Origin of the sequence: Sphingomonas humi, from assembly GCF_039536725.1 — a bacterium.
In the GTDB taxonomy this organism is placed as follows: domain Bacteria; phylum Pseudomonadota; class Alphaproteobacteria; order Sphingomonadales; family Sphingomonadaceae; genus Sphingomicrobium; species Sphingomicrobium humi.
Map to the genome: position 1 here is coordinate 486,417 of NZ_BAAAZD010000001.1, position 15,490 is coordinate 501,906.

A 15,490-nucleotide genomic window follows, 5' to 3' on the forward strand; every position below is an offset into this window, starting at 1 on the left:
TATGCTGCACCGCACACTGGCATTATCGAACTTACCTTGCCCGTGACTTTCGCACGGCCAAGTAATTCGAAATGGCAAAGAACCTTTACTTGGGCGAGAGCACCATCAGCATCTGACGGCCTTCCATCCGGGGATGGGCCTCGACCTTTGCGATTTCGGCGGTTTCGCCGGCCACCCGCTGCAGCACGGCCATGCCGAGCTGGCCGTGCGCCATCTCGCGGCCGCGGAAGCGCATCGTCACCTTGACCTTGTCACCGTCGCCCAGGAACTCGACGACCTTCTTCATCTTGGTCTCGTAGTCATGGTCGTCGATGTTCGGACGCATCTTGATCTCCTTGATCTCCTGCGTCTTCTGCCGCTTGCGCTGCTCGTTGGCCTTTTTCTGCGCTTCATATTTGAAGCGGCCGATGTCGAGGAACTTGGCGACGGGCGGATCCGCATTGGGGCTGATCTCGACCAGGTCGAGGCCCACTTCGGCGGCCTGTTCAATGGCTTCACGCGTATACATCACGCCGAGGTTCTCGCCATTTTCGTCGATCACCCGCACCTTCTGGCTCTGGATGAACTCATTGTAGCGAGGACCGGAAAGCTGTGGCGGCGCCAGGGGGCGCCTCATGGGCGGACGTATAACGCAATCTCCATTAGTAATTGGACGAGGGTGCCAGCTAGGCGCTTCGTTGCCACGTGAAAAGGGGGCGGGCGGTAGCCCGTGCATTTTGTGGCGGCCTGTGGCGGCGTGGCGTCAGGCGACGCCCTCGTCGTCGCGGGCGACAAACCCTACATAGGAAGCCGGAGAGAGAAATACGATGCTCGAAGTCCTCGGCGGCCTGTTGCTGTTCTTCCTGGTGGTCATGCTGGCCATGGTGTGGCTCGGCATCCGGCTCGCCCGCAAGGTGGTCCGGCGCGTGAAGGCCCTGGCCAACGGACTGCCGCCGGGGCTTGCTGGCCTGACCGCGATCCCCGACGTCCGCTGGGCCCGGCTGGCCGCCCATCTCGACCGCCGCCAGCGCGAGGCCGCGCGGCTGGCGCGCGAGCGGATCGCGGCCCTCCTCGCCGAGCGCCACTCGGCCGCGCTGACGCCCGAGGAAGCGCAGCTGATGATCAGTTGCGAAAAGCGCGTCCCCGAGCTGATCGATACCTGCCTCGAACGCTGCCGCACCGCGCGCCCGGGCGAACGCTGCGACTATGCCGTCCCGACGCTCGAGCGGCTGGTCCGGATCGGCGAGGAAGCCGATGCGGCGCGCAAGTCGATCCGCGCGCGGGACGACGGCCGGCTCCTCACCATGCACAATTATTTCGACACTGTGATCCCCGGCCAGGCCAGGACGACCGTCGAAGGACGCGCCGCCTCGCGCTGATCAGCGCTGGTCGGGCGGGGTCGCTTCGGCCTTCAGCATCGCCATCGCCTCGTCGAGGCTGAGCACCTGCTGGCGCTCTTCGGACCCGAGGCGGCGGACCGCGACCGTGCCTTCCTCGGCTTCGCGCTTGCCGACCACCAGCAGCAGCGGGACCTTGGCGAGGCTGTGTTCGCGCACCTTGTAGTTGATCTTCTCGTTGCGCGTATCCGCCTCGACCCGGAAGCCCGCCGCCCGCAGCTTGGCCGCCACGTCATTGGCATAGCCGTCGGCGTCCGAGACGATGGTTGCGACCACTGCCTGTACCGGGGTCAGCCAGAGCGGCAAATTGCCGGCATAATGCTCGATCAGGATACCGATGAACCGCTCGAACGTGCCGAGAATGGCGCGGTGGAGCATCACCGGCCGGTGGCGCTCGCCATCCTCGCCGACATAGCTCGCGTCCAGCCGCTCAGGCAGCACGCGGTCGGACTGGATGGTGCCGACCTGCCAGGTCCGCCCGATCGCGTCGGTCAGGTGGAATTCGAGCTTCGGCGCATAGAAGGCGCCCTCGCCGGGCAGCTCTTCCCAACCATATTCCGCGGTCGCACGGCCTGACGAGACGACGGCTTCGCGAAGCTCGGCTTCGGCCTTGTCCCACATTTCCTCGCTGCCGAACCTCTTGTCCGGGCGCAGCGCCAGCTTCACCGCATAGCTGGTGAAGCCGAGGTCACGGTATACTTCGTCGAGAAGGTCGCAGAAATCGCGCACCTCCTGCACCAGCTGGTCCTCGCGGCAGAAGATGTGCGCGTCGTCCTGCGTGAACTGGCGCACCCGCATGATGCCGTGCAGCGCGCCGTGCGGCTCGTTGCGGTGGCAGCAGCCGAACTCGGCCATGCGCAGCGGCAGGTCGCGGTAACTGGTGATGCCCTGCTTGAAGATCAGCACGTGGGCCGGGCAGTTCATCGGCTTCAGCGCCATCCACTCGGCGTCGTCGCTGACCAGCGGCCCCTCGTCCTCGGTGTTCGGCACCTCGTCGGGGATGACGAACATGTTCTCGCGATACTTGCCCCAGTGGCCCGACTTCTCCCACTGGCGCGCGTCCATCACCTGCGGCGTCTTGACCTCGAGATAGCCGGCGGCGTCGAGCTTGCGGCGCATGTAGGCCTCGAGCTGCCGCCAGATGAGGAAGCCCTTGGGGTGCCAGAAGACGCTGCCGTGCGCTTCGGCCTGGAGGTGGAACAGGTCCATCGCCTGGCCGAGCTTGCGGTGGTCGCGCTTGGCGGCCTCTTCCAGGCGGGTGAGATGCTCGGCCAACTGCTTCTTGTTGAGCCATGCGGTGCCGTAGATGCGGCTGAGCATCGGGTTCTTGGGATCGCCGCGCCAGTAGGCGCCCGACACGCGGGTCAGCTTGAACGCCTGCGGATCGAGCTTGCCGGTGCTGGCGAGGTGCGGCCCGCGGCAAAGGTCCATCCACGCGTCCTCGCCCTTGCCGGAGCGATACATGGTGATCGTCTGGTCGGCGGGCAGTTCCATCACCCACTCGGACTTGAAGGTCTCGCCGGTGCGGGCGAAGAAGTCGCGCACGTCCTCGCGGCTCCACACTTCGCGGATCAGCGGCTCGTCGGCGGCGATGACCTTGCGCATCATCTCCTCGATCGCGGGCAGGTCCTCGTCGGTGAACGGCCCGCGGCCGGGCGCCGGCGCGAAGTCGTAATAGAAGCCGTCGTCGGTCGCCGGACCGAAGGTGATCTGCGTGCCGGGATGAAGCTTCTGCACCGCCTCGGCGAGGACGTGGGCATAGTCGTGGCGGACCAGCTCGAGCGCGTCCTTTTCGTCGCGCGCGGTGATCAGCGCGAGCTCCGCATCTTCCTCGAACGGGCGCATGATATCGCGCACCTCGCCGTTGACGCGCGCGGCAAGCGCGGCCTTGGCGAGGCCGGGCCCGATGGCCGCGGCGACGTCGGCCGGGGTCGAGCCCTCCGGCATCTCCCGCACGGTGCCGTCGGGAAGCGAAATGCGAAACATCTTGGACATGCGCCGCCCTTTAGCGGCTGAGCGAAGGGCTGTGCACCCCCGTCAGACGGTGAAGCTTTCCCCGCAGCCGCAGCTGCCCTTGGCGTTGGGATTCTCGAACACGAAGCCGGCGGTGAAATCGTCCTCGCGCCAGTCCATGATGCTGCCGATCAGGTACAGGATCGACCCGCCGTCGACGTAGAAGGTGCCGCCGGGCGTCTCGATCTTCTCGTCGAACTTGTCCTCGGCGGTCACATAGTCGACCGAATAAGCGAGGCCCGAACAGCCCCGGCGCGGGGTCGACAGCTTGACCCCGATCGCGTCGGCGGGCGCCTGTGCCATAAGGTCGGCGACGCGCTGCTCCGCGCCGGGGGTCAGCGTAATCGCAGCCGGACGCGGGCGGCGCTCCTTGACTTCAGTCATGATCATCCAACCCTCTCGTTCGTGCTGAGCGACGTCGAAGCACGCAGGTGCCAGGGCCCTTCGACTTCGCTCAGGGCGAACGACCTATTGATCGTCACAGCATCCCCAGTTCGAGGCGCGCTTCGTCGCTCATCTTGCTCGGGTCCCACGGCGGATCCCACACCAGCTTCACTTCGGCATCGCGGACGCCCGGCACCGACAGCACGCGGATCTCGACCTCGCCCGGCATCGATTCCGCGACCGGGCAGTGCGGCGTGGTCAGCGTCATCAGCACCGTCGCGTCACCCTCGTCGGTGACCGACACGTCGTAGATGAGGCCAAGCTCGTAGATGTCGACCGGGATTTCGGGGTCGTAGATGGTCTTGAGCGTCTCGACGATCGCTGCCTGCAGGTCGCTCCCCGCACCGCCGGCCGGCGCTTCGGCCGGCTGCTCGGACAGGAAACCGGCAAGATAGTCGCGCTTGCGCTCGAACGTCTCCGCCGGGCTTTCCTGCTCGACCCGCGCCTTGGGCGGCGGGGTGACCGCGTCCACTTCTTCCACATCGATCTTGCGTTGTTCGTTCATCCGAAGATCCGCTTCACTTTCCTGAGGCCTGCGATGAGTGCCTCGATGTCGCCGCTGTCGCTGTGCGCCGCGAAACTTGCGCGGCAGGTGGCGGGAACGCCGAGCAGGGCCATCAGCGGCTGCGCGCAATGATGCCCGGCGCGGATCGCCACGCCTTCGTCATCCAGAATGGTGCCGACGTCGTGCGGATGCACCCCCTCGACGGTGAAGCTGACGATCCCCGCGCTGTCGTCGGGCCCGTAGAGCGTCACCCCGCCAAGCGTCCGCAGCGCCTCCCGGCATTGGGCGACCAGTGCGGCCTCGTGGGCATGGATGCGCTCAACCCCGATCCCCTCGACCCAGTCGATCGCGGCCTTGAGCCCGATGCCGCCGACGATGTGCGGGGTGCCCGCCTCGAACCGCTGCGGCGGAGGCATGAAGGTGGTGCGTTCGAACGTCACCGAGTCGATCATCGCCCCGCCGCCCTGGTAAGGCGGCATTGCGTCGAGCAGCTCCTTGCGGCCCCACAGCACGCCGATCCCGGTCGGCCCGTACAACTTGTGACCCGAATAGGTGTAGAAGTCGGCACCGCTCGCCGCGACGTCGATGGCGACACGGGGAGCGGCCTGGCAGCCGTCGAGCAGCAGCAGCGCGCCCCTGGAATGCGCGATTTCCGCCGCGCGGGTCACATCGAGAACCGAGCCGAGCACGTTCGAGACGTGCGCGAAGGCGACCACGCGATGCTCTTCGCTGATCATCGCCTCGGCCGCATCGAGGTCGATCCGGCCGTCGGCGGTCAGCGGCACGACGTCGATCTCGTAGCCGGCGAGCTGCCACGGCACGATATTGCTGTGATGTTCCAGCGCCGACAGCAGCACGCGGACGCGGCCCTGCTTCGGAAGCACCTGCGCGACGAGATTGATCGCCTCGGTCGCGCCGCGGGTGAAGATCAGCTCGTCCGCCGCGCCGCCGATGAACTCGGCCGCCCGCGCCCGCGCCGCTTCATAGGCGAGCGTCATGTCGGCGCTGCGCTGATAGACCCCGCGGTGCACCGACGCATAATCGTGCGCATAGGCCCGCGTGATCGCATCGATCACCGCCTGCGGCTTCTGCGCGGAGACGGCGCTGTCGAGATAATGCCAGCCGGCGATGGCCGGAAACTGGTCGCGCACGTCGAGCGCCGCGCTGATGGGGAGTGCCACATTCACGCTGCCACCTCGCGCAGCAGGCGGCGCGTTTCGGCGATCAATTCGTCGCGGCGATCCGCGGGCGCTTCGTCCCACAGCTGCATGACGAAGCCTTCGAGCAGCAGCGCCTTGGCGCTGGCCGGATCGAGCCCCCGCGACAGGGCATAGAACAGTTGGTCGGGGTCGAGTTCGCCGACCGACGCGCCGTGCGCGCACTTCACGTCGTCGGCGTAGATTTCCAGCTCGGGCTTGCAGTTCGCCGTTGCGCCACGGTCGAGCAGCATGGCCTTCACCGACTGTTCGCCGTCGACCTTCTGCGCATGGCGCGCCACCGCGACCTTGCCGAGATAGCTGCCGGTCGAGGTGCCGCCGAGCACGCTACGGACGACCTGGTTGGATGTTCCCTCGGGCTCGACATGGCGGACCACGGTGACGATTTCCTGCGTCGCCTTGCCGCCGGCAATATTGGCGGCGTGAAGCGCGAAATGGCCGCCCTCGCGCACCGTCACGTCGACCTCGATCCGGCCATAGTCGGTGCAGCCGTTGAGCGCGAACAGCGAAAGGCTGGCGCCCGCCTCGATGGTCACGGCGGCGCGGTGGATCTCGACCGGCTCGGCGCCGGCGATCAGCACATGGCTATGCTGCTCGCCCGCGGGAATGACGATTTCGCGCGGCGCGGCAAGCTCGTGCCACACGCGGTCGAGCGCCGCGAAGTCGGCATAGCGCCAGGCTTCATCCTTGCGGGTGGGAAGGGTCGCGGCGACGTTCATGCGACCTCGGCGTAGCCCCCGCGCTCCAGCTCGTGCGCCAGTTCCGGACCACCCGAGCGGGTGATCTGGCCGGCGGTCAGCACGTGGACGCGGTCGGGCTGCACATAGTCGAGCAGCCGCTGATAGTGGGTGATCAGCAGCACGCCCTTGTCGGGCGCGCGCATGATCCGGTTGATGCCTGCGCCAACGATCCTGAGCGCGTCGATGTCGAGCCCGCTGTCGGTCTCGTCCAGCACGGCGAACTTCGGCCGCATGATCCCCATCTGGACCATCTCGGCGCGCTTCTTCTCGCCGCCCGAAAAGCCGACGTTGACCGGCCGCTTGAGCATCTCGACGTCCATGCCCAGCTCGGCCGCTTCGGCCTTGGCGAGGCGGATGAATTCGGCGCCCGACAGCTCCGCCTCGCCGCGCGCACGGCGCTGTGCATTCAGGCTCTCGCGGATAAACTGCATCGAGGACACGCCGGGGATCTCGACCGGATACTGGAAGCCGAGGAACAGCCCGGCCGCAGCGCGCTCATGCGGCTCCTGCGCCAGGAGGTCGACGCCGTCGAGCGTCACCGACCCACCGGTCACCTCATAGCCCGGGCGCCCGCCGAGCACGTAAGCAAGCGTCGACTTGCCGGCCCCGTTCGGCCCCATAATCGCATGCACCTCGCCCGCCGGAACGGAGAGAGTCAGACCATTCAGGATCGGCTTGTCGGCGACGGTCGCGTGGAGGTTCTCGATCTTCAGCACTTAACCAACACTTCCTTCCAGACTGATTCCCAGCAGCTTCTGCGCCTCGACCGCGAACTCCATCGGCAGCTGCTTCAGCACCTCCCTCGCGAAACCATTCACGATCAGCGCCACCGCCGCTTCCTGGTCCAGCCCGCGGGCCATGGCGTAGAACAACTGGTCCTCGCTGATCTTGGACGTGGTCGCTTCATGCTCGATGGTCGCGGTCGGGTTCTTGACCTCGATGTAAGGCACGGTGTGCGCGCCGCACTGGTCGCCCAGCAGCAGGCTGTCGCACTGGGTGAAGTTGCGGACGTTATCGGCGCCCGGAAGCACCCGCACCAGCCCGCGATAGGTGTTGTCGCTTCTGCCCGCGCTGATGCCCTTCGACACGATGGTCGAACGGGTGTTCTTGCCGATGTGCACCATCTTGGTGCCGGTGTCGGCCTGCTGGCGGTTGTTGGTCAGCGCGACCGAATAGAATTCGCCGACGCTGCCATCGCCCTTGAGGATGCAGCTCGGATACTTCCAGGTGATCGCGCTGCCGGTCTCGACCTGGGTCCAGCTGACCTTGCTGCGCGCGCCCGAGCACATCGCCCGCTTAGTGACGAAATTGTAGATTCCGCCCACACCCTCGGCGTTGCCCGGATACCAGTTCTGGACGGTGGAATATTTCACCTCCGCATCCTCGTGCGCGAAGATCTCGACCACCGCCGCATGAAGCTGGTTCTCGTCGCGCATCGGCGCGGTGCAGCCTTCGAGGTACGAGACGTATGACCCCTTGTCGGCGACGATCAGGGTGCGTTCGAACTGGCCGGTATTCTCGGCATTGATGCGGAAGTAGGTCGACAGCTCCATCGGGCAGCGGACGCCCTCGGGGATGTAGACGAAGGTGCCGTCGGAAAAGACCGCGCTGTTGAGGCAGGCGAAGAAATTGTCGCGCTGCGGAACGACCGAGCCGAGATACTTGCGGACGAGATCGGGGAATTCCTTCACCGCCTCGCTGATCGAGCGGAAGATCACGCCCGCGCGGTCCAGCTCCTCGCGGAAGGTGGTGGCCACCGACACGCTGTCGAACACCGCGTCCACCGCCACCTTGCGCGCACCCTCGACCCCGGCGAGTACCTTCTGCTCCTCGATCGGGATTCCGAGCTTCTCGTAAGTGCGGCGAATCTCGGGATCGAGCTCGTCCAGCGACGCGATCGTCGGCCGCTGCTTGGGCTCGGCGTAATAATAAGCGTCCTGGTAATCGATCGCGGGGATCGACAGCTTGGCCCAGTCGACCTCCTCCATCTCCAGCCACGCGCGATAGGCCTTGAGGCGCCATTCGAGCAGCCACTCGGGCTCGCCCTTCTTGGCGCTGATGAAGCGGACGGTATCCTCGTTCAGGCCCTTGGGCGCGAAGTCGGATTCGATGTCGGTCGAAAAACCCCACTCGTAAGTGGCGAGCTTGTCGGCCGCCTCATGCGCTTCCTGGTTCTTGATGGTGGTCGCTTCGTTCATGCGTCTTCCATGCGGCGCTCAGACGCCAACTGCTCAAGGGTCACGCCGGATAGCGCGTCGCGCACAGTCCGGCTGACGATGTTCATGTGCGGCTTCAGCTTGCACCGGCTGTCGAGCGCGCAGTCGCTGACCTCGTCCGAACCGGCGCACTGGGTCATCGCGATCGGTCCCTCGACCGCCTCGATGATGTCGGCAAGCGTGATCGCCCGCGGGCTGCGCGCAAAGGCGAACCCGCCCCCGATGCCGCGCGTCGCGCTCAGCAGCCCGGCGGACCCGAGCTTGCCCAGCACCTTCTGCGTCGTCGGCAGCGGAAGCCCGGTGTCGGCGGCAAGCACGGACGCACTCAGACGCTCGTCGCCAACGCGGGCGGCGGCAGCGGTCAGGATCACGACCGCATAATCGGCAAGATGAGTAAGGCGCATAGTGGACTGTTCCGGTCCTATTTAGGCCGGAACAGTCCGATTCACAACCGGGCCAAGGACTAGGCCCTGGTTCGGGCGATCCACTCGTCGACGCGCGCTTCAAGCATGCTCAGCGGCATCGATCCGGCAAGCAGGATGGTGTCGTGGAACTGGCGGTCGTCATACTTGGTGCCGAGCTCGGTCTTGGCCTTGGCCCGCAGCTCCTCGATCTTCAGCTTGCCGACCATGTAGGCGGTCGCCTGGCCCGGATAGACGACGTAGCGTTCGATCGCTTTCACGATCCCGCCCTTGGCGTCGGCGCTATTGTCCTCGACATATTTGATCGCCTGTTCGCGGGTCCAGCGCTTGTGGTGAATGCCGCTGTCGACCACCAGCCGGATCGCGCGATGAAGCTCGAGCTGCAACCGCCCGAAATCGCGATACGGGTCTTGGTAGAGGCCCATCTCCTTGCACAGTTTCTCGGCGTACAGCCCCCAGCCCTCGTCGGTCGCGGTATAGCCGCTGAACTGGCGGAACGGCGGCACCTCGCCCTTGCCGAGCTCGCTCAGCAGCGCGCCCTGCAGGTGGTGGCCCGGAATGCCTTCGTGGCAGAACAGCGCCTCGACCTCGGTCGATGGCATGTTGTTCATGTCGTAGAGATTGACGTAATAGGTACCGGGGCGCGAGCCGTCGGGCGGCGGGTCCTGGTAGAACGCCTTGCCCGCGCTCTTCTCGCGGAACGCCTCGACCGGTTTCACCAACAGCGGCGCCTTGGGCAACCGGCCGAAGAAGCGCGGCAGCGCGGCCTGCACCGCCGCTTGCGCCTTCAGGCTCTCGTCGAGGTACATCTGCTTACCCGCAGCGGTGTTCGGGTAATAGAAGCGCTTGTCCTCGCGCATGAACTTGAAGAAGTCCTGCAGTGAACCCTTGAACCCGACCTTGTCCTTGAGCGCGGTCATCTCGGCATGGATGCGCGCGACCTGGGCAAGGCCAAGCTCGTGGACCTGGTCCGGCGTGAGGTCGGTGGTCGTGTAATATTTGAGCCGGGCCTGATATTCGGCAGCGCCGTTGGCGAAGCGCCAGATGCCGTCGTCGCTCTTGGCCTTGGCCTGCTGCGCCTGCATCGCGGTGATCACGCGCTGGTAGGCGGGCTTCATGTCGCGGACCATCGCGGTTCGCCCGGCTTCGATCAGCCGGGTCTTGGTCGCCTCGTCGGTCTGGAGCTTGCCGACCTTGGTCTTGAAGTCGGCCCACAGGTCATTGTCCTTGCCGCTGTCGAATGGCGCGCCGCGAATGAGATTGCGGCTGTCGGCAATGACGTACGGATAGACCCACTTGGGCGCGAGCACGCCATTTGCCGCGCGCCGTTGAGACTCGGCGATCGACTGGTCGAGGAAGGTAGCGATGGCGGTGATGCGGCTGACATAGGCCTCGGCGTCGGCGACGTTGTCGACCTTGTGAATATTGATCAGGAACGCCGGCCCGTCGCTCTGCGCGCCATTCATCTGATCGAACACCAGCCCGTTCTTGCGATACGGCCAGATCGATTCGGCGCGCGCCCTGCGATATTCGAGCAGGTCGAAACTGAGCTGGTCCTGCGGGCTCAGCGAGGCACGCGGAAAGCGTCGGCGCATCTCCTCGACGATGCGCTGATTGAGTTCGCGGGCGCGCTCCTCGGCGGCGTCGCTGACCTCGTCCCACTTGCCGTAATCGGCATCCTTGATTCCGCGATAGGCCTTGGACAGCGGCGACAGCGCGAGGCTCGCCTTGTCATACTCATCGAAGAAGGCGGCGAGTTCGGGATTGTGCGCGGGTACCGGCGCGGCGTCGGCGGAAGCGGCCGCGACGGTCGGTTCGGGCGGCGGCGCGATCAGCGGGTCAGGCGACGTGGTGGCGCAGCCGGCAAGCAGAAGGGAAGCGAGCAAAAGCGATCGACGCATGGAGGTTCCTCGATTGGGAGCCCGGGAAAAGGCAGGCGAGACGCTGGCGGCGTTCGGATATAGACGCAACCCCATGAGCCTCTACTCCTTCGCCAGGCCGTTCATCTTCAGCCTCGACGCCGAGCGCGCGCATCGGCTCAGCATCGCCGCGCTGAAGGCTTCCCCGTCGCGTAGGCCGCCGGCGTTCGACCCGGCGCTGGGCATGACCGTCGCGGGCCTCAGCTTCCCTTCCCCCGTCGGCCTCGCCGCGGGCTACGACAAGGATGCCGAGGTGTTCGGGCCGATGCTCGGCCTCGGCTTCGGCTTCGTCGAGGTTGGAACGCTCACCCCCAAGCCGCAGCCCGGCAACCCAAAACCGCGCATGTTCCGGCTGGTCGAGGACAAGGCGGTGATCAACCGCCTCGGCTTCAACAACGCCGGGCAGGACGCCGCGCTGGCCCGGCTCGCGGCGCGGACCCGCAGCGGTTCTTCGACGTCGCTCCAGACAGGCATCGTCGGGGTCAACATCGGCGCCAACAAGGACAGTTCCGACCGCATCCGTGACTATGCCGAAGGCGTCCGCCGGATGGCGCCGGTCGCCGACTATCTGACCGTCAACATCAGCTCGCCCAACACCCCGGGCCTGCGCAACCTGCAGGCAGGCGGCGAACTGACCGAGCTGCTGGCCGCGGTCAGGGAAGCGCGCGCCGCCGCCACCGCCACTCCCCCCGTCTTCCTCAAGGTCGCTCCCGACCTCCAAACCGGGGACTCACTTCGCATCGTCCGGGCGGTCAGGGACAATGGCCTCGACGGGATCATCGTCTCCAACACCACCATCACCCGCCCGCCGCTCGCCTCCTGCCACCAAGACGAGAGCGGCGGGCTGTCGGGCGCCCCGCTGGCAAGCCTCGCCCTGCACCAGCTCAAGGCCTTTCACGCGGTGACCGGCGGCGAGGTGCCGCTGATCTCGGCGGGCGGGATCGCTACCGGCGATGACGCGTGGCAGCGGATCACCGCGGGCGCGAGCCTGGTGCAGCTCTATTCGGCGATGGTCTATGCCGGCCCGGGCATTGCGCGCACCATCGCCGACGACCTCCTCGCGCGGCTGCGCGCGACGCGGTTCGCGACGCTGGCGGAAGCGGTCGGTTCTAACGCCTGACAGGCGTCCTTTTGTCGTCGATCAGCACCACGCCTTCGCGCCGCGGGTCGAACCCACCCTCGATCCGCCCGCCGTCGCGAACCATCACCGCGTGGACCCCGCTGTCCTCGCCCTGTCCGGTCCTGAGCTCGACCCCGCGCGCCTTGAGGCCGGCCAGCACCTCGGGCGAGAACTTGTCCACTTCGCCGAAATAGCTGCCGCCGCGCGCGATCAGGTTCGGAAGCTCGATCGCGGCCTGCACCGGCTGCTTCCACAGCAGGCTCCCGACCATCGTCTTGCCGACATAGGCGAGGATCGCGCTTCCGCCGGGGCTTCCGAACGCGCCGGCGAAACTGCGATCGTTGTTCAGCAGGATCAGCGGCGTCATCGACGAACGCGGGCGCTTGCCCCCGGCCACCGCATTGGCGGCGGGCTGGCCATTCGCCTCGGTCGGGGAAAAGCTGAAGTCGGTCATCTGGTTGTTGAGGAAGAAGCCGTCGACCATCCGGCCCGAACCGAAGATGCTCTCGACCGTGGTGGTCATGCTGACGACGTTGCCGGCGCTGTCGCCGACGATGAAGTGGGACGTGCCGGCCGGCTCGACCGTCCGGTCCACGCCCGCGACCTTGGCCCCGGCGGGGTTGCCGGCAACCGGGGGCGGTCCGGCCGAGGGACCGATCAGCTTCGCGCGCTCCGCCACATAGGCCGGGTCGAGCATCCCCTCGACCGGCACCGACACGAAGGCCGGATCGGCGACATAACGGTCGCGGTCGGCGTACATCAGGCGCGATGCCTCGGCGAACAGGTACCAGGCCTGCGGATCATTGGGGCCCCGCTCGGCGATATCGGTGCGGTCCAGCATCGCCAGCAGCTGCAGGGTCGAGACCCCGCTCGACGGCGGCGGCGGCACGCAGGCCAGCCATGCTTGCCACGGGCGGCACAACGCCTCGCGCCTGACGGGACGATAACGCGCAAGGTCGGCCAGCGTCATCGCCGAGGGGAAGGGCCCCTGCCGTACCCGCTCGACGATCCGCGCCGCGGTCTCGCCCTTGTAGAGGACGTCCGCGCCGCCGCTCGCCATCCGCCGCAGGAAGCGCGCGTAGACGGGATTGCTGATCCGGTCGCCGACCTTCAGCCGGGTCCCGTCGGGCTTGCTGAAATATTTGACCACGTCGGGCGCGGTCAGCTCGGGATAATTGCCGCCCAGCATCCGCCCCAGGCGCGGACTGATGGTGAAGCCCTGCTCGGCCAGCTGGGCGGTGCCCTCGAACAAGTCGGACCAGCGCAAGGCGCCGTGGGCCCGCTGCACCGTTTCCAGCATCCGCACTGCGCCCGGAACGCCCGTCGCCCGCCCGCTCAGCACCGCGGTGGCGAAGGGCAGGGGCTTGCCGTCCGGGCCGACGAACATGGTCGGTGTCGCGCCCGCCGGCGCCGTCTCGCGCCCGTCGTAGACCACGACCTTGCCGGTGCGTCCGTCATAATAGGTCATGAAGGCGCCGCCCCCCATGCCGCTCGACTGCGGCTCGACCAGGCTCAGCGCCGCCTGCACCGCAACCGCCGCATCGGCCGCGCTTCCGCCGCGCTGGAGCACGTCCATCCCCGCCTTGGCGGCAAGCGGATTGGCGGCGATGACGAAGCCGGGGCGGGCCGCCTGCCCTATGACCGGCGCCGGCTGCGGGACCGTCGCGCAGGCGGCGGCAAGGAGGGCGGCGAGCGGGCTGAGAAGGCGAAGGTTCATATGGCAGGCCTAAAGGTCGGAAAGCGCAAGGCCAAGTGCCGCGCCTGACGCTAAGTTCCCGCTCCGGCGCTTTGCGACGGCCGCCCGCTCCGCTATCCCCCTCCCTGCCCCATGGATATCTACCTTCCCATCGCCAACATGAGCGTCAACGCGCTGCTCATCGTGGCGCTTGGCGGACTGGTCGGCATCCTGTCCGGACTGTTCGGGGTCGGCGGCGGTTTCCTGACCACGCCGCTGCTCATCTTCTACGGTATCCCGCCAAGCGTCGCCGTCGCCTCGGCCACCACCCAGATCACTGGCGCCAGCGTGTCGGGCGTGTTCGCGCACATGAAGCGGGGCGGGGTCGACCTCAGGATGGGGCTGGTGATGATCGCCGGCGGTCTTGTCGGCAGCGTCGCGGGCGCCGGGCTGTTCCGCCTGGCCCAGGCGAGCGGGCAGATCGACGTCGTCATCGGCCTCCTCTACGTCGCGCTGCTGGGATCGATCGGCGCGCTGATGCTGAAGGACGCGATCACCGCGCTCGGCTGGCGCAAGAAGGCCGACGAAGAAGCCCCGCGCAAGCGCCACAACCGCTGGGTCGCCGCCCTCCCCTTGCGCTGGCGCTTCTACGCCAGCGGGCTCTACATCTCGCCACTGGCCCCGCTCGCGCTCGGTTTTGCGGCCGGCATCCTGACCGTCCTGCTCGGCGTCGGCGGCGGGTTCATCCTGGTCCCGGCGATGATCTACATCCTCGGCATGGCCCCGCGCGTGGTGGTCGGAACCAGCCTCGTCATGATCCTCGCGGTCAGCGCGGCGACCACCATGATCCACGCGCTCACCACCCGCTCGGTCGATATCGTGCTTGCCGCGCTGCTGCTGGTCGGCGGCGTGCTGGGCGCGCAATATGGCGCTCGCCTGACCACCCGGCTGAAGCCCGACCTGCTGCGCTTCAGCCTCGCCATTATCATCCTGCTCGTCGCGCTGCGCATGGCGCTTGGCCTCACCTATCGGCCCGACGAGCTGTTCTCGATTGAATATCTGTGAAGTTGCGCCTCCTCTTCACCGTGCTTCTGGCGCCGCTGCTGATGGGCCAGGCCGGCCCGCGGCTGGTGCCCGACATCTCCGCCCGCGCGATCGAGATCCGCTACAGCTTCACCGGCGCGCAGCTGCTCCTGTTCGGCGCGATCCTCTACCCCGGCGGCCGAACCCCGACCCGCTCGCTCGACGTCGTCGTCGTGCTGAAGGGCCCGGTGCAGACGATGATCGTGCGCGAAAAGCAGAAGATCGCGGGCATCTGGATGAATGCCGACAGCCTCCGCTTCGTGTCCGCGCCAAGCTATTATGCGGTCGCCTCCAACCGCCCGCTGCGCGACATCGTCGATGAGCGCACCGCCGCCGTCTATGAGCTGGGGGTCCAGAACCTGCAGCTGTCGCCCGGCGGCGGCGCGCAGCCCGACCGCGCGCGACGGTTCGAAGCGGGCCTGCTCGAACTTCGCGCCCGCCAGGGGCTCTACGCCGAAGACGGCGGCGGCGTGGAGATCAGCGACGGCGTCCTCTACCGCGCGCGCATCTCCATCCCCAGCCAAGTCCCGGTCGGCACCTACGAGACCGAGACCTTCCTAATCGACCGCGGCAAGGTGATCGCCGCCGCGACCAAGGAAGTGGAAGTGCGCAAGTCGGGCTTCGAACGCTATGTCGCGCTCGCCGCGCGGCGTCATTCCTTCGTCTACGGCCTTGCCGCCGTTCTCCTCAGCCTCGGCCTCGGCTGGGGCGCGGCGGCCTTGTTCGGCCAGCGCAGCTAGACAAAATCTTAACTGCAATT

Annotated in this window: 15 protein-coding genes; 4 read left to right on the top strand and 11 right to left on the bottom strand. The window is 67.0% G+C overall.

Annotation, left to right across the window (positions count from 1 at the left end):
- Nucleotides 1-85 precede the first annotated feature (85 nt).
- Complete coding sequence (gene infC, locus ABD729_RS02340) at nt 86-616, bottom strand: translation initiation factor IF-3 (protein ID WP_344708546.1); 531 nt, start codon at nt 614-616, stop codon at nt 86-88.
- 190 nt (nt 617-806) lie between these two features.
- On the opposite strand from infC, the gene ABD729_RS02345 reads away from it, so the two are divergent.
- Complete coding sequence (locus ABD729_RS02345; RefSeq protein ID WP_344708547.1) at nt 807-1,358, top strand: hypothetical protein; 552 nt, start codon at nt 807-809, stop codon at nt 1,356-1,358.
- Here the strand turns inward: ABD729_RS02345 and thrS are convergent, their stop codons facing one another.
- The 9 genes from thrS to ABD729_RS02390 form a co-directional block, all read right to left on the bottom strand.
- The gene (thrS, locus tag ABD729_RS02350; RefSeq protein ID WP_344708548.1) at nt 1,359-3,371 is read right to left on the bottom strand and encodes a threonine--tRNA ligase; all 2,013 of its coding nucleotides are present in this window, start codon (nt 3,369-3,371) and stop codon (nt 1,359-1,361) included.
- Between the two features lie 42 nt (nt 3,372-3,413).
- Complete coding sequence (locus ABD729_RS02355) at nt 3,414-3,773, bottom strand: HesB/IscA family protein (protein WP_344708550.1); 360 nt, start codon at nt 3,771-3,773, stop codon at nt 3,414-3,416.
- 94 nt (nt 3,774-3,867) lie between these two features.
- Entirely contained in the window at nt 3,868-4,338 is a 471-nt protein-coding gene (locus ABD729_RS02360) for an SUF system Fe-S cluster assembly protein (protein WP_344708551.1), read from the bottom strand.
- Nucleotides 4,335-5,525 (bottom strand): cysteine desulfurase, encoded by a 1,191-nt coding sequence (locus tag ABD729_RS02365; RefSeq protein WP_425564818.1) that lies wholly within the window; start codon nt 5,523-5,525, stop codon nt 4,335-4,337. The genes ABD729_RS02360 and ABD729_RS02365 overlap by 4 nt, the downstream gene beginning before the upstream one ends.
- Complete coding sequence (locus ABD729_RS02370; protein WP_344708553.1) at nt 5,522-6,274, bottom strand: SufD family Fe-S cluster assembly protein; 753 nt, start codon at nt 6,272-6,274, stop codon at nt 5,522-5,524. The genes ABD729_RS02365 and ABD729_RS02370 overlap by 4 nt, the downstream gene beginning before the upstream one ends.
- Nucleotides 6,271-7,011, bottom strand: coding sequence for a Fe-S cluster assembly ATPase SufC (sufC, locus tag ABD729_RS02375; RefSeq protein ID WP_344708554.1), 741 nt, complete (start codon nt 7,009-7,011; stop codon nt 6,271-6,273). Before sufC ends, ABD729_RS02370 begins: the two co-directional genes overlap by 4 nt.
- On the bottom strand, nt 7,012-8,493 hold the full coding sequence (sufB, locus tag ABD729_RS02380) for a Fe-S cluster assembly protein SufB (RefSeq protein ID WP_344708555.1): 1,482 nt from the start codon (nt 8,491-8,493) through the stop codon (nt 7,012-7,014).
- Nucleotides 8,490-8,915, bottom strand: a complete 426-nt coding sequence (locus tag ABD729_RS02385) for an SUF system Fe-S cluster assembly regulator (RefSeq protein ID WP_344708556.1) — start codon at nt 8,913-8,915, stop codon at nt 8,490-8,492. The genes sufB and ABD729_RS02385 overlap by 4 nt, the downstream gene beginning before the upstream one ends.
- A 59-nt stretch (nt 8,916-8,974) precedes the next feature.
- On the bottom strand, nt 8,975-10,834 hold the full coding sequence (locus tag ABD729_RS02390; RefSeq protein WP_344708557.1) for a DUF885 domain-containing protein: 1,860 nt from the start codon (nt 10,832-10,834) through the stop codon (nt 8,975-8,977).
- A gap of 73 nt (nt 10,835-10,907) precedes the next feature.
- Here ABD729_RS02390 and ABD729_RS02395 point away from each other — a divergent pair, with 73 nt between their 5' ends.
- Nucleotides 10,908-11,972, top strand: coding sequence for a quinone-dependent dihydroorotate dehydrogenase (locus tag ABD729_RS02395; RefSeq protein WP_344708558.1), 1,065 nt, complete (start codon nt 10,908-10,910; stop codon nt 11,970-11,972).
- On the opposite strand, the gene ggt is transcribed toward ABD729_RS02395, so the two are convergent.
- Nucleotides 11,962-13,689 (bottom strand): gamma-glutamyltransferase, encoded by a 1,728-nt coding sequence (ggt, locus tag ABD729_RS02400; RefSeq protein WP_344708559.1) that lies wholly within the window; start codon nt 13,687-13,689, stop codon nt 11,962-11,964. The two genes, ABD729_RS02395 and ggt, sit on opposite strands and share 11 nt — an antisense overlap.
- Nucleotides 13,690-13,800: 111 nt before the next feature.
- Here ggt and ABD729_RS02405 point away from each other — a divergent pair, with 111 nt between their 5' ends.
- The gene (locus tag ABD729_RS02405; RefSeq protein ID WP_344708560.1) at nt 13,801-14,712 is read left to right on the top strand and encodes a sulfite exporter TauE/SafE family protein; all 912 of its coding nucleotides are present in this window, start codon (nt 13,801-13,803) and stop codon (nt 14,710-14,712) included.
- A gap of 41 nt (nt 14,713-14,753) precedes the next feature.
- Nucleotides 14,754-15,470 carry a TIGR02186 family protein gene (locus tag ABD729_RS02410; protein WP_344709621.1) on the top strand — a complete coding sequence of 239 codons (717 nt, stop codon included), beginning with the start codon at nt 14,754-14,756 and terminating at the stop codon, nt 15,468-15,470.
- The last annotated feature ends 20 nt before the right edge of the window (nt 15,471-15,490 follow it).

Coding starts and splice junctions, on each gene's coding strand:
- ABD729_RS02410 (WP_344709621.1), top strand. CDS start 14,754: ATGGGCCAGGCCGGCCCGCGGCTGGTGCCCGACATCTCCGCCCGCGCG.
- ABD729_RS02355 (WP_344708550.1), bottom strand. CDS start 3,773: ATGACTGAAGTCAAGGAGCGCCGCCCGCGTCCGGCTGCGATTACGCTG.
- ABD729_RS02395 (WP_344708558.1), top strand. CDS start 10,908: ATGAGCCTCTACTCCTTCGCCAGGCCGTTCATCTTCAGCCTCGACGCC.
- ggt (WP_344708559.1), bottom strand. CDS start 13,689: ATGAACCTTCGCCTTCTCAGCCCGCTCGCCGCCCTCCTTGCCGCCGCC.
- thrS (WP_344708548.1), bottom strand. CDS start 3,371: ATGTCCAAGATGTTTCGCATTTCGCTTCCCGACGGCACCGTGCGGGAG.
- ABD729_RS02370 (WP_344708553.1), bottom strand. CDS start 6,274: ATGAACGTCGCCGCGACCCTTCCCACCCGCAAGGATGAAGCCTGGCGC.
- ABD729_RS02360 (WP_344708551.1), bottom strand. CDS start 4,338: ATGAACGAACAACGCAAGATCGATGTGGAAGAAGTGGACGCGGTCACC.
- ABD729_RS02405 (WP_344708560.1), top strand. CDS start 13,801: ATGGATATCTACCTTCCCATCGCCAACATGAGCGTCAACGCGCTGCTC.
- ABD729_RS02385 (WP_344708556.1), bottom strand. CDS start 8,915: ATGCGCCTTACTCATCTTGCCGATTATGCGGTCGTGATCCTGACCGCT.
- ABD729_RS02390 (WP_344708557.1), bottom strand. CDS start 10,834: ATGCGTCGATCGCTTTTGCTCGCTTCCCTTCTGCTTGCCGGCTGCGCC.
- infC (WP_344708546.1), bottom strand. CDS start 616: ATGAGGCGCCCCCTGGCGCCGCCACAGCTTTCCGGTCCTCGCTACAAT.
- sufB (WP_344708555.1), bottom strand. CDS start 8,493: ATGAACGAAGCGACCACCATCAAGAACCAGGAAGCGCATGAGGCGGCC.
- ABD729_RS02345 (WP_344708547.1), top strand. CDS start 807: ATGCTCGAAGTCCTCGGCGGCCTGTTGCTGTTCTTCCTGGTGGTCATG.